The sequence below is a fragment of the Arsenophonus sp. PmNCSU2021_1 genome (assembly GCF_036919435.1).
GTDB lineage: Bacteria > Pseudomonadota > Gammaproteobacteria > Enterobacterales > Enterobacteriaceae > Arsenophonus > Arsenophonus nilaparvatae.
Genome location: NZ_JAZHPL010000001.1, coordinates 1 through 17,732 on the forward strand (window position 1 = coordinate 1; position 17,732 = coordinate 17,732).

Annotated in this window: 19 protein-coding genes and 3 pseudogenes; 4 read left to right on the forward strand and 18 right to left on the reverse strand. The window is 49.7% G+C overall.

Annotated elements, in window-relative coordinates:
- Positions 1-279: pseudogene (locus V3224_RS00005) on the forward strand (IS21 family transposase); the annotation flags it as partial.
- A gap of 211 nt (positions 280-490) precedes the next feature.
- Positions 491-1,252, forward strand: a complete 762-nt coding sequence (gene istB, locus V3224_RS00010) for an IS21-like element helper ATPase IstB (protein ID WP_334467660.1) — start codon at positions 491-493, stop codon at positions 1,250-1,252.
- Positions 1,253-1,696: 444 nt separating this feature from the next.
- Here the strand turns inward: istB and V3224_RS00015 are convergent, their stop codons facing one another.
- A complete protein-coding gene (locus tag V3224_RS00015; RefSeq protein ID WP_334467662.1) occupies positions 1,697-1,969 on the reverse strand; it encodes a Cox family DNA-binding protein in 273 nt (90 codons plus the stop codon).
- A 116-nt stretch (positions 1,970-2,085) separates the two neighbouring features.
- Here V3224_RS00015 and V3224_RS00020 point away from each other — a divergent pair, with 116 nt between their 5' ends.
- Positions 2,086-2,514, forward strand: a complete 429-nt coding sequence (locus V3224_RS00020; RefSeq protein WP_334467664.1) for a helix-turn-helix domain-containing protein — start codon at positions 2,086-2,088, stop codon at positions 2,512-2,514.
- A 172-nt stretch (positions 2,515-2,686) separates the two neighbouring features.
- On the opposite strand, the gene V3224_RS00025 is transcribed toward V3224_RS00020, so the two are convergent.
- A complete protein-coding gene (locus tag V3224_RS00025) occupies positions 2,687-3,604 on the reverse strand; it encodes an Rpn family recombination-promoting nuclease/putative transposase (RefSeq protein WP_334467665.1) in 918 nt (305 codons plus the stop codon).
- Between the two features lie 207 nt (positions 3,605-3,811).
- On the opposite strand from V3224_RS00025, the gene V3224_RS00030 reads away from it, so the two are divergent.
- Complete coding sequence (locus V3224_RS00030) at positions 3,812-4,390, forward strand: metal-dependent hydrolase (protein ID WP_334467667.1); 579 nt, start codon at positions 3,812-3,814, stop codon at positions 4,388-4,390.
- An 87-nt stretch (positions 4,391-4,477) separates the two neighbouring features.
- Here the strand turns inward: V3224_RS00030 and V3224_RS00035 are convergent, their stop codons facing one another.
- The 16 genes and pseudogenes from V3224_RS00035 to V3224_RS00115 form a co-directional block, all read right to left on the reverse strand.
- Entirely contained in the window at positions 4,478-5,866 is a 1,389-nt protein-coding gene (locus V3224_RS00035) for an MFS transporter (RefSeq protein ID WP_334467669.1), read from the reverse strand.
- Positions 5,867-5,975: 109 nt separating this feature from the next.
- Complete coding sequence (locus V3224_RS00040) at positions 5,976-7,193, reverse strand: tyrosine-type recombinase/integrase (RefSeq protein WP_334467671.1); 1,218 nt, start codon at positions 7,191-7,193, stop codon at positions 5,976-5,978.
- A 255-nt stretch (positions 7,194-7,448) separates the two neighbouring features.
- Entirely contained in the window at positions 7,449-7,799 is a 351-nt protein-coding gene (locus V3224_RS00045; RefSeq protein WP_334467673.1) for a helix-turn-helix transcriptional regulator, read from the reverse strand.
- 221 nt (positions 7,800-8,020) lie between these two features.
- Positions 8,021-8,602: pseudogene (locus tag V3224_RS00050) on the reverse strand (recombinase family protein).
- 72 nt (positions 8,603-8,674) lie between these two features.
- On the reverse strand, positions 8,675-9,169 hold the full coding sequence (locus tag V3224_RS00055; RefSeq protein ID WP_334467675.1) for a phage tail protein: 495 nt from the start codon (positions 9,167-9,169) through the stop codon (positions 8,675-8,677).
- A 96-nt stretch (positions 9,170-9,265) separates the two neighbouring features.
- Positions 9,266-9,832 (reverse strand): phage tail protein I, encoded by a 567-nt coding sequence (locus tag V3224_RS00060; protein WP_334467677.1) that lies wholly within the window; start codon positions 9,830-9,832, stop codon positions 9,266-9,268.
- Positions 9,822-10,946 (reverse strand): baseplate assembly protein, encoded by a 1,125-nt coding sequence (locus tag V3224_RS00065; protein WP_334467679.1) that lies wholly within the window; start codon positions 10,944-10,946, stop codon positions 9,822-9,824. Before V3224_RS00065 ends, V3224_RS00060 begins: the two co-directional genes overlap by 11 nt.
- A complete protein-coding gene (locus V3224_RS00070; protein WP_334468073.1) occupies positions 10,937-11,299 on the reverse strand; it encodes a GPW/gp25 family protein in 363 nt (120 codons plus the stop codon). Before V3224_RS00070 ends, V3224_RS00065 begins: the two co-directional genes overlap by 10 nt.
- Positions 11,300-11,322: 23 nt before the next feature.
- Complete coding sequence (locus V3224_RS00075; protein ID WP_334467681.1) at positions 11,323-11,964, reverse strand: phage baseplate assembly protein V; 642 nt, start codon at positions 11,962-11,964, stop codon at positions 11,323-11,325.
- Positions 11,961-13,145 (reverse strand): phage late control D family protein, encoded by a 1,185-nt coding sequence (locus tag V3224_RS00080; RefSeq protein WP_334467682.1) that lies wholly within the window; start codon positions 13,143-13,145, stop codon positions 11,961-11,963. The genes V3224_RS00075 and V3224_RS00080 overlap by 4 nt, the downstream gene beginning before the upstream one ends.
- A complete protein-coding gene (locus tag V3224_RS00085; RefSeq protein WP_334467683.1) occupies positions 13,133-13,375 on the reverse strand; it encodes a tail protein X in 243 nt (80 codons plus the stop codon). The genes V3224_RS00080 and V3224_RS00085 overlap by 13 nt, the downstream gene beginning before the upstream one ends.
- 14 nt (positions 13,376-13,389) lie before the next feature.
- Positions 13,390-14,271 carry a phage tail protein gene (locus V3224_RS00090; protein WP_334467684.1) on the reverse strand — a complete coding sequence of 294 codons (882 nt, stop codon included), beginning with the start codon at positions 14,269-14,271 and terminating at the stop codon, positions 13,390-13,392.
- Positions 14,271-16,709, reverse strand: a pseudogene (locus tag V3224_RS00095) (phage tail tape measure protein). Before V3224_RS00095 ends, V3224_RS00090 begins: the two are co-directional and overlap by 1 nt.
- A 34-nt stretch (positions 16,710-16,743) precedes the next feature.
- Positions 16,744-16,872 carry a hypothetical protein gene (locus tag V3224_RS00105; protein ID WP_442889581.1) on the reverse strand — a complete coding sequence of 43 codons (129 nt, stop codon included), beginning with the start codon at positions 16,870-16,872 and terminating at the stop codon, positions 16,744-16,746.
- Positions 16,841-17,164: a phage tail assembly protein gene (locus V3224_RS00110; RefSeq protein WP_442889583.1), complete on the reverse strand. Its 324-nt coding sequence runs from the start codon at positions 17,162-17,164 to the stop codon at positions 16,841-16,843. The genes V3224_RS00105 and V3224_RS00110 overlap by 32 nt, the downstream gene beginning before the upstream one ends.
- A 22-nt stretch (positions 17,165-17,186) precedes the next feature.
- Entirely contained in the window at positions 17,187-17,711 is a 525-nt protein-coding gene (locus tag V3224_RS00115; protein ID WP_334467694.1) for a phage major tail tube protein, read from the reverse strand.
- Positions 17,712-17,732: the final 21 nt, after the last annotated feature.

A 17,732-nucleotide genomic window follows, 5' to 3' on the forward strand; every position in this document is an offset into this window, starting at 1 on the left:
GAAATATTGTGTGATAACGCAAAATCCCTCATCATCGAACGGGATGCTTATGCAGAAGGTGAACATAAATTACATGTCGAAATGCTTCAAATGTCGAAAGATTACGGGTTTAAATTGTGTGCTTGCAAGCCCTACAGGGCAAAAACTAAAGGGAAAGTAGAGCGCTTTAACCACTATTTAAAAAACAGCTTTATCGTACCATTAAATACCGACCTTCGTGCTCATAATCTTGAACTGGATATTGAGATAGCTAATGCAAGAGTGGGGCCCTGGTTATAACGCGTTGCCCATCAGCGGATTCATGGAACAACGTTAGAGAAGCCAGCAGATAGACTAGCTAAGGAAGTTAAGTATCTTCTACCCTTACCAGCAAGGGTTTGCCAATCTATCCCGCAGACTGATACGCTTAATATCCGTATCGTACCGCCCCTTGAATCTGTCAGTTTGCAACACTCAATCAGCGTATACGAAGCATTGCTGGGAGGTGAACATGTTATTGCATGAACAAATTGAACACCTGTGTGAGTCATTGAAATTAAATTCTATTCCGACTCATTGGTCATCACTTGCCGAACAATGCATTGCCCAAGACAAAAGCTACGGAGAGTTTTTACTGTCCCTATTAAAATGTGAGCAACAACAACGAGATGAACGAACCCGTAATCTTTTGAGTCGGATGGCAGGATTCCCAGCACATAAAGAACTTAATACGTTCGATTTTAAGTTTGCAACGGGGATCCCCAAACAACACATACAGGAATTAAGCGCATTAACGTTTATTGAACGTAATGAAAATGTCGTGTTGCTTGGCCCAAGCGGTGTAGGCAAAACGCATTTAGCTATTGGGTTAGGATTAAAAGCAGTACAGGCCAAGAAGAAAACCCACTTTACCACGGCAGCTGAACTGATGTTGCAACTCTCAACTGCCAAACGACAAAATAAGCTCAAACAATATCTATCACGTTCGGTGATGGCCCCGAAATTGTTGATTATCGATGAGATTGGATACCTGCCGTTTGGGCGAGAAGAAGCAAACCTGTTTTTCAATGTGATTGCCAAGCGTTATGAGCATGGCAGTGTCATATTGACGAGTAACTTATCATTTGGGCAATGGCCAAATGCTTTTGCTGATGACGCAACATTAACTGCCGCTATGCTTGATCGTTTACTTCATCATTCGCATGTACTGCAATTAAGCGGTGAAAGCTATCGATTGAAAGATAAGCGGCGCTCAGGAGCAATGACTGAGTAAAAGTGGATCAATTTTGATTGATCGGATTTAGCTAAAAAGTGGATCAGTTTTCGGTGATCGTTGACAGCAATAAACGGATTTCATCTTCCTTTTTACACTTTTCTATATAATTTGTTTTTCGCAGAAAATTTCTTTTAACCCTTGAATTCATGATAAAAATCCTTCAACAAGAAGATTTATGCTAAGCACAAACGGTGCTTACTACAAATCCACCTATTGGTTATTTGGTGTTTGTGTACGCTAGCGTCAGCGTACCCCGGCTGGAAAGTCCCTACGATAGTAGGTTCAACTCCGCTTCGCATAAACAACTTACGAAGCTATCAGCAAATTACAGGCGCAATTTCCCTGCCATCCGTTTCACAGACTTTTTTGCTGATACCAAAATGTTAAGGAACTTTCACAGCCGGAAAACTTGCTGTAGAGGGCCACAGCCCTTTCGTACAATTACTTCTTAAACCACTTAATCCAAGCGTCTCGTTCTTCTGCGGGACGGTTGTAATAGGCTTCAAGGACTCTGCGATTAAATTCTGAGATGACTACCCAGCGTTCACCAACACGTGATGTAGATGCCTCGGGATCGGTTAACTCAACAACAGGTAACTTGTTATTGGTTATCATCTTTCTGACAGCGGTTTCTGGTTTTCCAAGTAGCTCGGAAAACTTTTCAATGCTGACTGCGTCAAGCGGATATTTAACGTCGTAGTCATTCTTAATCATCCGATCCTCATATCCTTCAAAGTGCTTCTAGGTACTTCTAAGTCGCTCTAAGTCTTTTAAATCTGAAAATACAGCTTGACATCTGTTATGCTTAACACTGGATGCGTTTGCCATGATTGCCGAAGCTTTATGGCATCAACTTATTTTTAAATAGTTTCACTGTGCATACTAAACATAAGGATAGTCTCACCATGCATACCATGTCAACTGATTATTCAGAAAAACTCTTAGCTATAAGAAAAGCCGAAGGATTAACTCAACAACGCTTTGCAAGCATTACTGGAATATCCCTGAGTACCATAAAAAATTATGAAACTGGTCAAAGACCGGCCAGATCAGAAGTGATGGAGCGAGTTGCAAGAACAACAATGTTTAGTAAATATGCAATGTGGTTATTGCTAGATGAAATTGCACCATCAGCCGGCCAAATAGCGCCGGCTCTCGCACACTCTGGAACCAATGGCGGGGAAGCACAAAAACAGAGAAGAAAAACGGGCGAGAATTCGGATGTAAGATCGTCCCACTACGACCAGAAAACTGGATGACTATACAAAATGAGTTTGATAATTGGTTAGCAAATCAGGATAGTTTCTGGGAGTTTTTGCTGAAATTGATTGGATGCTGAAACGGATAAGGAAATATGGTATAAAAAAACTTATAAGCTATCGTTTTATATTAAAATTTATATCTAAGCTAGAGGCAAGTTAGCTTCTTGCCTCATAGTTTATCTAATTCACCATCTGAAAGGCCGGTATAGCGCTTAATATTTTTACGTTCTACACCATCGGCTAAAAGCTGCTTGGCTAGCTCCTTGTTAGCATCCTGTCGGCCTAGCTGGTAGCCTTCCTGTTTGCCTTGTTGAATACCCTCTTTACGACCTTTAGCCTCAAGCTGTTCTGCAATCGTCATAAAATCCTCCCGGTAAGTCGGTGCTTTTTCCGCAAGGGTACGTATGAATCCCTCGCCATCAATCGTATTTCCTGCTTTAGCTATATAATATAATAAACTCTTGCATTGTTCTTTGGAATATTGCCACTTTTCTATTAGAGTAGCTAATTCTACAGCAAGTTCCAACATATCGCGTGTTCGGATATGTTTTTGTACTAGTTGCAGTAGTGCTACTCGGCGGTGCGTCAGGATCTCCTCATCCGGTATCGTGGTGATATCAACCAGCGGAAATGCTTGTTGATATACCGTAGCTGCCAATTCTGGATCAGCAAAACAGTCCAGAAAGTGCGTGCTATAAGGATAAGGTGACGTAGCGCCTTGATAGAACAAAATTGGGATCACTACCGGCAAGGTGTTGTTACCTTGCTCAATATGCCGCTGCATCGCTGCTACACTGTACCGTAACAGCCTGAATGCCATTAGCTTTTCAGGGCGGCTCTGGTGCTCGACTACTGTGTATATATAACCTTTCCCCGAATTCATCTGCACAGAGTAAAGCATATCTGAACACTGGGTACGCAAGTCATCTTCGATAAAGCTACCTGATTCCATTGCAAGAGTGCTGAAATCGCAGCGCTCTCGAAGATGAGGTGGCAAATGCACTTCAAGAAAGTCCCGAGCTACAGCAATATCGCCAAGGAATTTTTTGAAGAGTGAGTCATGTTGGGATAGTGAAGATTTTGTCATGGGTGTATTATACCGCGTTAAGAGGATAGTCTACCATTGAAATTACTAAACCTCTAATAAGCCGGATCGCTTCTGATGGATGTCACCAATAGCTATCTGGCATTGACGGAGTTTTTAACTTAGTAAACTGTTGATTGTTGGATTATTTTAGCTGCATAATGCACGCAAACAAATAATTATATCCAAATATAACTATGTGTGGTGACTATGACTGCTGGCGGGCATTTCATCTTTGCTTTAGCAAGCGCTATTTTTGCGAAGAAATTGGCGTTATCACCAGCATTAGCTCAAGGGAACTGGGGGCATATCATTATTGGCGGAATATTAACCTGCCTACTACCAGACATCGATCACCCCAAGTCTTTTTTAGGCCAACGATTAAAATGGCTTTCGATACCCATTGCCAAAGTGTTCGGTCATAGAGGCATTACTCACAGTTTTCTGGCTATTGTAGGGTGCAGCATATTTCTTTCTTCAGACTTATTGTCACGAATTATCATTCCGATACCGGTAGATTTTGTCCATGCCATGGTCGTTGGTTATATTAGCCACGTTGTATCTGATATGTTAACACCAGCAGGAATACCGTTACTATGGCCATATCGTCGACGTTTCTGTATGCCAATATTGAACCCCAGTAAATATCCTAAGTGGGAACGAATATTTTGTGTATTGGTACTGGTATATGCTGTTCTGTATCCCTTTGACATATTAATAAGTAATAAATTATGGGTTACTGATTTTATACAGAATATATGGCAATGGGCATCTAACAATTTGATTTGAAACCGAATTTTACATAAAATATTGCTTTTAAGTGATCAAATTCATATCTATGAATACTAACGAATCTGAGTCATAGATTGATATCAATTACATAGCCTCAAGCTGGATATTACGGGTTTCACGAGCAAACAGATAAACAATAGAACCGATAAAAAAAATAAACGCAAATATGAGGAAAGGTACGAACACGACATTTTCAGAAAAATTTTTGCCATCGATTAGACCGCCGAGAAAAACAGGACCAACAATTTTAGCGGTAGCACCTACACCATAACCGAGTCCAAGACAGGTCGAGCGTACCTGATTAGAAAACATTTCTCCACCAAATGTATTAATAATTCCAAATGCCCCATCGCCAAACATCATAGCGATAAGAATGCCAAAAAAGAAAATCCAGCTTGAAGATAGCATATTCAAATTTAAAAAATGCACGATTGTGCTGATCTGTATAGACAATGCTGCAATTATACATCCAAAAGCACCAATAAGACCGAATAAAAAGAGAGTTCGACGCCTTCCAAGATAATCGGAAATCCATGCTGAAAATAATCGGCCAACTAAATCCCCTAAAGACAGTATCATGAATAAATTTGCCACAACATTAATACTAAAATGGAAAACCTGATTCAATAATACCTGTCCCCATGACTGAATAGCGAAACTTCCTAGTATAAAAGAAAATGAACCAATAGCGACAATAGTCAGTTGTTTTGGGTAGTGCCTTATTATATTTAGATAAGACCTTTTGCTAATCGATACATATTCAGGTAAATGCCCCACTTTAGTTACAGGGATATTCATCGCCCAGGCGTAAGCTTCACGGGCATCCTGAAAACGTCCTTTAGAGAGTAAATATCGTGGTGATTCTGGAATGAATTTTCTCCATGCCAATAAAATAGCAGGAAGACAACCAATAATTAAAAGTCCTCTCCAACCAAGCGGTTCAGCCAGATAACGAGTAGCGAATGATCCAAGAAATAGACCCAATGGTACAAATGCTGAAGTCAAACCCGTAAACAGTCCTCTTTTTTTAGAAGGTACAAATTCTTGAACATAAGGCACAGAAGTCACATTAAGCCCGCCAACGGCTATACCTACGCAAACTCGCATGATTGACAAAAAGAGCCAATTATTTTCAGGCGTTAGTGCAGCCAGTCCGGTAAATATTACAAGTAATAAAATACATGAGAAAAATGATTTCTTACGGCCATATTTATCAGCAAGCCACCCCCAAAAAATTGCGCCGATGACAGTTCCAAGTCCTGCCCCAGCAAGGATAAAACCAGACTGTATTGTGCCTAATGACCACCGTTGATCTTGCATAAGCAGGGTAATGACAAAACCGACTAGAAATAAATCAAAAAATTCGAGAATATTTCCAATAGTAAGCATACATATAAGGGATTTTTGATTTTTTGTTAGGGGAGCTGAATCCAGTTGTTGTATAGCAGTGATACCTACTTTTACTGATTGCATACTTGCTCCTTTTGTATCCGCAAAAGAGTATTCCTAGCGGTAGAGGCCCTATATTTATAATCTATTAGCCGTTCAGAGCTAATAGCTAATTTATGTAAAATTATATCCATCATAAAGCAAGTAATTTTTTTTCCCACTGTTCAATTATTTCTCGTTTTTCTCTTAGATAATCATACCTATCGTAATGTTTCGCTGACACACCTGGCCTCTTGTGATTTTGAAGTCTATCACGCATTTCCGCACTAATGCCCATATCCCCCGCCAGAGTTTTAAAGGTACGGCGAATATCTCTGGGAGTGAATTTATTAAAACCGGTTAATTTACAAAATTTACGGAGTTGTTTACTATACTCAGCAGACAACAAATGCCCTTCTTTTGTATTGCCCGGAAAAAGAAACATCGCGTCTGGATACTTTTCCCTCTGCCGTTTTAAAATCTCAGTGGCGCTTTGATTCAGTGGGATAATATGGAAATCACTATTTTTTGATATGTGAGGGGGTACTGTAAGGGTTTTATTTTTCTCATCCCAGTGATCACGAGTATTGGTCATTATTTCCCACGGGCGCTGCCCGCCACTAAAGATACACAGCAGGGTCAATTGAGCGAAGTCTGGATGAATGGGGCAAGCTGATTCCGTTACTGAGAGCAATCTTAATAGCTCGCTGAGTTCGTCCCATGACAAAAAACGATCAAGTGCTTTATCTACCCGTTTTTGTGGTGGAATGACACTAACTGGATTTCGGTCAAGCCCGTAAATGGTTTTTCCGTTAATGTTGGCCGGATCGTTGTCCGCAAATAACCCAAAATTGAATACGGCATGAAGGTTAGCTCTAATTTTATTTGCCCCAGCGTTTGCCCCACGTTCTATAAACTCGGCAAGAACACGCTTGATCTGAACGGGTGTTATTTCCTTAGCGGGTGTAGCAGGATCAATGTACTTACTGGTTAACACCTGGTTGAGTCTGTTTTTTGTTTTGTCATAAGAGCGATTACCTTGTTTTTTTTGAGTGGTGATGTAATCGTCAAACAATTGTTTTATAGTGGCGTGTTCAGCAATAGACGTTTCTGGCGCGGTGATATTGGCAGCGGCGGTGAGGGCTTTTGCGGTTGCTTCTGCGAGCGTTACTGTAGGATAATCTCCCAGTGAAAGGAATTTTCGAGCACCCTCTTTATGGTACTTGTAAACAAAAATCTTTCTGCCGGAAGGGTAAACTTTCAGACCCAAGCGTCCTGTACCTCTGGTGGCTGATGCCTGCCACACGTAATATGCTTGCTCTTTGGGTTTGATGCCCTTTATCTTGCTGTCAGTGAGTAGTGTTCCTGCCATTACGGGTGCTCTTACGGGTGTTGTTATGGTGAAATACTATGTTATAATATGAAATCAGGCAACATGTGAAAATCTTTTTATTACAGTAAGTTGAAAGCGAATGAAATCATCTGTTATGACTTAAAATCAGAAGTTATCGCCCTTCTAAGCCGTAGGTCGTAGGTTCGAGCCCTACAGGTCGCGCCAATAAAATCAATGCATTATGCAGATTAGCACGAGGTTAAGTTAAAAATTAAGGTCGAGCAATGGGTCAAGTTAGTTATTCTGTAATTCAACCCACCGGTTGTAGCTTTCCTCTGACCAGCCAAGAAAAAGTCCACCTTTCGTCACTTTCGGCTTGGGAAATTCACCCTTTTTTATCATCCTCCAAATTGTTGTTCTGCTTTTATTCAATTTCTTTTCCATCTCTTCATACCCCATAAATCTTGTAGCATCAGATGTCGCCTCTGTTTGTAGTCTGTTAACTTTCGCGGCGCGTTGTGCGGCTAACCATACCTTTCTAGCCTGTTCAATGTGTATATGACTCCAAACATAGCGACGTTCTGACATACCGCCAAAACCGTCTGGTACAGTTTCACTCAGAAAATCATCGAAGGTTTCAATCATTTCAAACCTCTCTTTTTCATTGTTTCAAGCAGAATGTCAAGCAGTTCGTGTTTTAAGTTAATTCTATTCCACTCGAATAATGTGATGTGTGCCATAATGACCTCTGCTAAAATAAAGCCGCAGCGCCGTTTATGGCGGCGAGCGGTTGGGGAAATTGTTAATCGTAGGAATGGGTTTTGTGGTGAAGAATTAATTTCTATCAGAGCAATGAGATTATATCTTTATTTTTCATCAGAGCTTATTTGAGCGTTTCGATTAACTGGAAAATATTTGTAAATGCTGGCTAATGAAACCCCATAGAGTAATGCAAGCTGTTTTCTACTATTGCCGGACTCAAGTAATTTTTTAGCCTGCTCTTGCTGTACAGAAGATAATGAGCAAGGTCTACCGCCGATACCGCCTCTGCTTCTCGCCGCGGCTAAACCCGCCTGAGTACGCTCAACAATCAGTTCCCGCTCCATTTGTGCCAACGCGCTCATCACATGAAAGAAAAAACGGCCTGCGGATGAAGAGGTGTCGATAGAATCCGTCAAACTATGAAAGTGAATGCCTTTATCTTCTAGTTCAGAGATTAAACCGATTAAATGTTTGATGCTGCGGCCTAGTCTATCCAGTTTCCAAACAACTAACGTATCGCCCGTTTTTAAGCAATTTAACGCGCGTTTTAATCCGGGTCTCTGGTCTGTTTTTCCGCTGATTTTATCCTCAAAAATCTGTTCACAATTTGCGCAAATGAGTGATTTTTGCTATAAATCGGTGTTTTGGTCATTTTTTGACACCCTCATATAGCCTATTTTTGCCATTTTAGCCCCTTATTCTCCCTCTGAAAGCCTTGTCATTGCTGGTTTTGGTCAAAATATTAGCTAAATTCTAAATTACAGAAAACCAAGGTTTTTTAAAAATTGATTCTTGTCTGGGATGTCAGCACCGTTGTCATTTTTTGATAACTTCTGCTCAAGAAGCTGATTGAGTTTTTCAGCAAATTTAGGGTTATTGTCGATGGCTTTTGCCAGTTTATTCAGTGTGTCCAATGTTGAGGGTGCACTGTCGATCACCGCATTCAACCTGTCATTGACAATTTTCACCGCTTTAGGGGTTGCGGCTTCCGTTTCACTGCTGCTCTGATTGGCATTGCTGAGCTTGACAAAACCTTTTTCACTTACGCTCGCATCCGGGTGGTTTCGGGAGCGTGTATGCCCCTTTAACGCCGCTTCCGCCGCTTTTAATTGCTGCTTTAACCAGGCGGTGCGATTCGCCAGTTCACGCGTAGGTCGGTTGGTGATACCGTCTGGCCCACCCAATACCGGGTCGGAGGTCTCTATCTGGTAGATACCGTCCTCCCAGGCAGCCGTTTCTTTTAAATAACTCATGTCATCGTTCTCCATCGGGCTGGATCCCATCGTGGGCGGATTGTTAGTCATAGTGTAGTCTGTTTTTGTCTATTCATTAAGTATTTTTGCATACCCTTAACTGCTGCCATGATTATAGCGCCCGTGGTAGGTCGTCTGCGCGTTATAGCGCAACGGCACCGCCGTATAATCCAGCGCTACCAGTTCGCTGCGCGCCGGCGCAAAGGCCGCGAGCGTCTCGCGTAATCTGGCCGCCTGGTCATTGGTGATAAGCTGGTTGAGGATGACCCGATACAGCGCCCAGTGCGTCTCGCCATCGGGATACGCGGTGGCCTGTTCAGGTTTAAGGGCGGCTCCCCCTTCGGTTATCGTCACCTCCCCCAATCCCAGCGCCCGTATCATGGCGCGAATCGACCAGGGGGTGCCCTTATACCGATGCAGCGTGATGGCCGATTTCAGCATCGCACGGCGGGCATCATCCGATTCTGCTAAATGCCAGCCATTGACCCCGGTTAACGCCAGCTGCTCTGCCAGCCAGGGCAAGGCCGACGCCTCGGTCATATCCAGCAGGTAAACCAGCAGCAGCGTCAGGTCAATCTGCTGCAACCGCGCGGCCTGCGCTGCCAGCGCCTGAAAATGGTTCTTCGCCGCCAGCAGCGGTGGTAACAGGCTGTTATCGGTCATCGCCGCTCTCCGTGCCCAGGGTCAACTGAATGTCGCTACAATGCGCCCATTGCTGGGCAGACAGTACCGTCGGTTCAAGGGTAGTGAAACTCGTGAGCTGCACCCGGTAAACGCCGGGAACCGAAAGTGCCGCGATAATCTGGCTGGGCACAATATCCCGACCCAGCTGTTTAGCCTGGCGGGCCACATACTGCTCAGCGGCCTGCCGCGCCTGTTTCAGTACCGGCTCGCCCGGCTGGCTGGCATAACAGGTCAGCTGTGCGGTAATGGTATAGTCAACCTTTTCAGGGGTCAGCACCTGCACTGTATCGTTCAGCGGGCGCACCCGCTCTTCCGAGCACAGGGCCGTCACCAGACTCAGCACCGTCTTGTCCGGCAGCCCGCTGGTCAGCAGCGGATACAGGTTGACCGTGCCGGGTTTCGGGCGGGTCACCGCCACATCACAAATCCCCGGATGGGCACTCATGGCATGAAAACGATAGGCTTCGCGTGAACCGGCGGTACTGAACGACGCCGGAGCCAGACGGATACGGCGGCGCAAATGTTCATCGTCCTCAGCGTCTGAGCCGCCCGCGCTCGGTATCGTGTTGGTGACCTGGATATCCCCGTCATCGATGGCGTCCATCAGGGTACTGATTTGCGCCGGTTGCCAGCCATTACCCTGTATCCCTGCCTCGTTGCAGGTGGCACTCACCGTCACCCGGGATGCCGTTGGCGTCAGCCTGACCTCGCTGTCGGTGGTAAATATCAGGCTGTCTGTGGCGCTGAGCCGTGTTCCAGCCGGTATCGCTATCGTCACCGGAGGCGCGACCGCCAGCGAAAATTCCACCGTAGTGCGCGCCGGTTGGGCTGGCAGACGGTAAACGCCGACCAGCTCAGCCAGATAGTCCAGCATTGGCGCACGGGCAAAGGCCACCAGGTTTTGTTCGGCGGCGGATTGAATGGCACTGCGCACCAGGGTTTCCCGGTAGGCGAACAGGTCTATCAATAGCCGCTCAGCCTGCGCCGGCCACAGGATCTTGCCGCTGGCCGCTTCATAGGCCGTGATCATCTCGCGGGTAATGGCCTGCGCATCCGCTGCAACAAAAACCGGCTTCTCGAGGGTTAACGCCATGCCACCTCCGTTTGTGCGTTGACCTGACTGCCCTGCAGTCGCCAGCGCAGCAGGAGATTGACCCGCTCACCCTGCGCAGCCAGCGTGACCTGATGTAATTCGCATCGGGGCTCCCAACGTCTGATGGCCTCCACCGTTTCCCGCACCACATGCGGCAAGGCGCGTTCTACCGGCATATCCAGATAACGATGCAGGTCACTGCCAAAATCCGCTCGATGCGGGTCACTGCCTTTCGGAGTGCCTAAAATCAGTCGCAGGCACTGCTGAATATCCTCGACGCCACTGACCCGTTCACCCGACGCATGCAACGCAGGTTGCCAGTCTGCGCTGCTGAGAACGGTCATTGTGTTCATCATGATAGTTCCTCCTCCCTTGCTTATAACGGCTTGCCGGTAGGCTTACCGTCATGCCCGTTACTGTGTTGGTGATTTTGTAGCGACACCCGACCCGCCTGGATATCACCGCTGGCCTGGAGCGTGCCGTCAATGATGGCGGCCGCGCCACTGCCGCCCGAACCGCTCATGCCGCCCTGGTAAGTCAGTCGCTTTTGCACCGTCAGGTTGCCCGTTGTGACGGTGTCCGGCGCATCCAGCAACAGGGTATGACTTGCCTTCACCGTCGCATTTTGCGTCTGAATTAGCACCGTGGTCTGGGTGGTGAGCGTCAGGGTCTGTATCTCGCCCCCGATAGCCATGGCGTGATTTTTGCGGTCATACTCGACAACGGTTCCGTCGGCAAAATCCACTCGCCGTTTATCGCGGTTTGCCACTGCCGGGCGGTCTACCTCGGAATACACTGCCCCTAACACCACGCCATCATCGCCGTCAGCATCCAGCAGCAGGCTCACCTGCTCACCCACATCGGGTAGCCCGTAATCCTTGTTATGCTGGGTATTACGTTGCAGTACCGGCAGCCAGGCGGTGCGCAGATTGTCACAGGTCGGCAGCCGTACCCGTACCCGGACGTTTTGCTCATCAATCTGGCTCACGGTACCGAACATCAATTGCAGTCCTTTCATGGTTGTGTTTCTCCGCGTATCGTCTCTTTTTCATTCAGCGGCCCCACACTGCCATCGGCTTTCACCCCAATCACCTGTGGGGTCGCCGACTTATCCGCCTGCGTCGTTTTCCTGTTGGTGCGCGCCATCGGCCCCTGGCCCAGGGTCAGTTCACAGGCGTAACCGCTTTGGCGCGACAGGGCATGGCGGACTTCGGTGATAAGCCACACCCCGGACAGGCGACCAAAATCGGCCAGGCGCAGTGTGAGCCCAGCACGAAACAGCGTATTACCTGCAAGTTCCACCGTCGCCACCCGTTGATATTCATTATGCCGGTTCAGGCCCGCGCACACCTTGGCGGTCGCTTCTTCCCGGCTCCGTGCCCGGCTGTGCAGTCTTAAGGTATCGGCGCTGGTCGTACGTCCCTGTTTTTGAGGTGCCGTTTCTCGCGCCACCTCGCCTATCGTGCCATCGGCATTGATACCGACCGTGACCAGTTGTTTGCGCTGGCTGTCCTGGTATTTCACCTTGCCCTGCTGGTAGATACGGTTAAGCGTATCGCGCAGGCTGTAATGACTGACGGCTTGCGGGGTAATGACGTTAACCGGCGAGGCTTCTCGCAATCTGACGCGCTCAGAAAAAATCAGCCTGCTCGGCGTGACTTTAACGATATAGCCGTATTCCTCGGCCAGTCGGCGCAAAAAAGCCAGGTCGGTTTCATGTTGCTGCGTGACCCTGTCAAGGGGCAGCGGCGCAATCTGCCCTTCCAGTGTCAGGTGGTGTTTTTGGGCAATCCGTCGGGCGATGGCCGCCAGGCTGGTCTGCTCAAACGCCCGGTAGCTCCGGGTGCGCAACGCAGTGGTCACTGAGGCGGATAACCCACGCAGCGACACCGTATCCGGCGGGCCACTGAGTTCTATTTCATCAATCGAAAAGGTGCCACAGGGACGTAATGGCGCGCCGACCCTGCCGAGCGCCAATGAGAGTGTATCGCCTTTACCCGGATACCAGGCACCGCGCCAGCGCCCGGCGCTGTCTTCCAGTTCGACCGTCAGCTCGTCAGACTGGCCACTAAGCTGATCGGTAAACCGGATCCCGAGCACGTACGGGGTGATATCGTGCGTGATGTCCTTTTGGCCATAATGCAGGATCCAGGTCGGGGCAGGTACCGCCTGCTGTCGTTGTGTCGTTAACGACACCATGGCGGTGTCTCCTCCACGGTGTCCTGTGCGTTAATCAGCGGGATAGCCAGGGTGATGCCGGCAGGCAACACCGGTGTGATCGGAATAGCCGGATTGGCGGCGATGATCCGCACATAGCCCAATGCGTCACCGTAATAGTGGGCGGCCAGCGTATCCCAGCGCTCGCCCTCACGGGTAATATGCTGCCAGGCGCCTGGCTTATGTTCTTCTTCATGTTGGCTTGCAAACATCGTCCTGTTCTCCTTTAACGGCGCGTCACCAGATGGCTCGTCAGACGGCTCAGCACCGGGGCGACGTCGTTCCAGGTACTGAGGGCACCGCCCATCTGACCGGCCACCGTATCCAGTGCGCCGGGCAGTGCCTGGCCGGTACTGGGGGTCAGGGCACTGAGCGTGTTTTTCGCCTGGCTGGCCGTGGTCGCCACCTTGCCCGCCGCACGGGTCAGGTGACTGGCCGCAGGAAAATGGGCTTCCAGGCCGGCCAACAACGGGTGCGCCTGTATCAACGGGGTGGCCACCTCACCCAGGCTATTAATGACCCCAGGCACGCGCGTTAACGCCGCGACCGGATCCGTTTTCATCTGACGCGCCACCCGGATCGCCTGTGAGGCCGTGGCCAGTGCCGACTGCGCCTGACGGGCCAGCCCCACCGCCCGCGATAACGGTGTACCGGTGGCGATCGTCCGGGTTAGCCCGGCGGCTTTTCTGTTCAGTGTCGTGGCCATCGCCGGCGGCTTAAGTGGTTGGCGCAGATCGCCGGTAAATTCACGCAGACGGATATCGACCTCCAGGCATTGGGCAAACCCGTCGGCATGGGCCAACAGCGTGCGACCGGTAAGCGTGGTGATCACAAAATGCCCCAGGTACTCGCCATTGCCGAGCACAAACGCCAGTGCCTGATGGGCACGACAGGCGGCCTGTAGCCGTTGCCATTGCGCGGTCGGTTGACAGTACTGCTGATGAAACCGCACGCTTAAACGGTATTCATCGCACTTGTCGCCGACCCACTGCAGACCCGGTTTACGACCAATGCGCGCCTGCTCGGCAAACTCACCGCCGAGGGTGGCTTCCAGCGCGGTAAAGCCGGTCTGTAACTGCACTTCAATCTCACCGAGTATCGCCAGCATCAGTAAAAGTCCCGCCGTTGTTGTTGGTGCATCAGCTGCGCCAGGCGTTTTTCCAGCTCACGCACACTGATAGCCAGGGCTTCGCGTAACGCCGCTGGGGTCGCCTGGGACTGACCGTTCATCACAATCTGCGGCGCAAAGGTGATCTGCATGCCTGAAAATGCCTTCCCCTGACCGGCAGAGGGGATCGGGGTATCAGGCCAGTGGGGTACACGCGGGGACGGCGGTTGCATCAGCGGCATCAGGCCGCCGACGGCGCGCTCTAATGCGGGCGTGGTGCGGGTAATGCCCACCACCGCGCCCTGCACAATATTGTCCCCCAATCCGGCAAACACCGTTGAGGGACTGTGTATGCCGAGCGTCTCCTTAAACCAGCCCGACACACTGTCACCAAAATTGACAATCGTCTCTTTGGCAGCGGTTAGCCGACTTTTAATCCCGTTGACCAGACCCTCAATCAGCTGGCGACCCGCGTCAGTAAAATTAGCGGGCAGTTCAACATGGAAATAGCGCATCACCCCGGCGAAGGCTTTATAGAACAGTCCCACGGGCGACCAGTTAAGGATAAGTGCCCCAACGCCCGCAATACCGCCAGAAAACGCCTGTTTCACCTCGGCCCAACGGGCCTGAAAGAAAGCGCTTATCGGCGTCCAGTAGCGGTAAATCAGGTAAGCGCCCGCAGCAATTGCGGTGATAGTCAGGCCGATAGGGTTAAACATCAGTGCCCGCCCCAACCACAGCAGGGCATGTCCCGCCAGGCGCAGGCCCGTCACCAGCCCACCGGCCAGCACCCTTCCCAATCGTCCTACGCTGCCTGCGAGTCGGCTTAAGCGCCCACCCATGCGGAAAGCACTCTGGAGTAACAGCCAGCCGGTACGCAGCCGGGTAAACCCACCCCACAGCAGGCGTATCGGCGAACCCAGCAGATTGAACGCCAACCTTGTGGCCAACAATCCCCCCTTAAACAACAGGAGCGCGCCCACCGTTTTAGCCATACCACTGACCAGCTGGGGGTGCGTTTTGACCCAACCACTGGCTGCATTCAGATAAGGCAGAACCGTTTGCGTTAACGACAGTACGGCGGGGCTGAGTGATTCACCGATACTCAGTGACAGCTCTCGACTGGCAACCCCTAACTTTTTCATCTGCTCAATCGGTGAGGCCAGCCGTTTTTTATAGTCGCCGGCCAATACATCCTTGTCAGCGGCAGCCAGGGCTTGAGCGCGGATTTGCCGGTACTTCTCCATATTGGCCAACATTGGACGCACAAAGGCCATCACCTGCATATCGGCAAACAGTTCACCTAACCCAAAGTTCTGTTGCAGGGCCAGTAACGCTTTATCGCGCGCGGTATCGTCCTGCAGCGCCATCGCTGATTTAAATTGTGCCAGCGCCTCGGGACTCTTTTGCGCCAGATAGCGTTGCAGGGTATTCATCATCCCTTCAATCGGCGAAATCCCGTGCGCTTTTTGCTGCATTAAGGATTTTTCAATATCGATACCGACATCACCAAAACGTTTTTTAGTTTCAGGGGCGTACAGTTTTTCAAGAAAGTTATTGAAATTGTTCGCCGCTTTATCCGTACTCCCAGCGCCTATTTTTGCCACCTGCAAGGCGGCGACCATCTCGGCCACTGCCGCCTTACCTTGGGCCACGTTGGCCATTTGTGGGGCCAGCTCGGGCAACCACTTCACCTGGTCAGCGATTTCAAATGACCCGGCCTTACCCCCTTGCGCCATGATGTTCTGTACCGCGGCAAAATCTTTCGCCGCAATGCCCAGCGACTGCTGGGTGGTCACCGCCGCCTGTGCCCACAGTTCAGCCGACGTCCGGGTGGCGGTTGCACCTCGGGCGATGTGTGGCAGGTAGGCGCGGATATCGTCCAGGTTGTCAATGTTATTGCCAATAAGCGCACTGGTGGCGGCCTGTAAATCATCCTGGGTCTGGTTGTATTGCTGGCTCCAGGCGCGGATATCCTTACCCAGCGCCGCCTGGGTGGCACTGTCGTAACCGGCAGTGATACCCATATCGACCAGATTGTCCTGAAAGGTCATCGAATGCTTAACAGACGGCGCGACCGCGCCCACCGCTGCCGCCGTGGTGGCCCCTAACGCCAGTCCTTGCCCCATCAGGGCCTGTCGTTGTTGCCCGGCAATCTAACTGGCCATCAGCGTGCGATGCAAACGGCGATGCTGTTGCTCGAGACGGGAAAGTGTCTGACCCACCCGACCCAGCTCACTATTGAGGTTACGGGCGGCCTGTGCGCCCAAATGACCGTAGCGGGTTACCGCCTGAGTCAGTTGCTGCTGGCGGGATTGCAGGCGACGAGTCGTTTCACCCAGGCTATTGAGGCTACGCCGTGAATCGCCCATCGCCGAACGAAAGGCACCGGCCACCGCTCCTTTGATCACCACCCCAATCGAAAATGTGCTCGACACTGCGTCACCTGCCTCTGTTACACCCGATCACTCTTTATCGGTTTGCCCCGCGTTGCCCGTGCTCCTGCCGGATTTGGGCAGCCGCTTCCTGTAAATAGTCCTCAAACTCCATCACCGTCAGCGCATCCAGCTCACTGGGCTGCCAGCGGAACCATCTCGCCAACAGCGCCTGTGCCTGACGCAGTGCCTTCGGCGAGTGCATCCAGCCCCGCAAACTGACGAAAGTGGCCTTGCAACTGTTGATAATCCACCAAATCCATATTGTCGATATCTTCCGGTATCAGGCCGGTCATGCGGGCAATCAACAGACTGTCCCAGTCATTGACGTTTTCACTTAAGCGGCGTACCGCCTTGATGTCACTGACCTTGAGCCGGTTTAAGCTGACCTGGGTCAGCCTCTCACCATTGCCCAGGGCATAAGGGTATTGCAAACTATAATGAATACGGTCTGTCATCATCACTCCTCGGATTGTCAGGTTAAGCGCCCAGATTGGCGCGGTAGTTGGTGAGCATATCTTCACCGTTGATTTTAAAAATATTGGCGATCACATCCAGCTCCAGCAGCACCTGACCATCCATCACCTGCTTGATATAGCTGCAGGTAAAACTGCTGCTCATCTCCGGCACTTCGTGCTGCTTAAAGCTGCCCAGACTATTTTTGCTGAACATCACCGTCATAAACACCGCCACCGGCAGTTCATCCTGGCGACCCTGTGCCGGGTTATAGCGCTGCAGGCTGCCGCGACATTGCAGTGGATACGCCTTGAAGGGATTGGCGGTACGCAGTGCCACCTCTTCATACAGACTGGTCCAGTGAATTTCCCCTTCGAGCTTGTCAAACCCTGCCGGTAGCTGAATTTTGCCTATCATTCCCAGCGCCTGATGCTCCTGCTGCACCACGTTGATTTCCGGTAGCTTGATTTCTTTTGCCCGACCCAGCAGGCTATTGCCGTCCAGGTAGACGTTGGCATTGGTGATAAAATGCAGTGCATTGCCCGCCATCATCTCCTCCTTATCGTTATC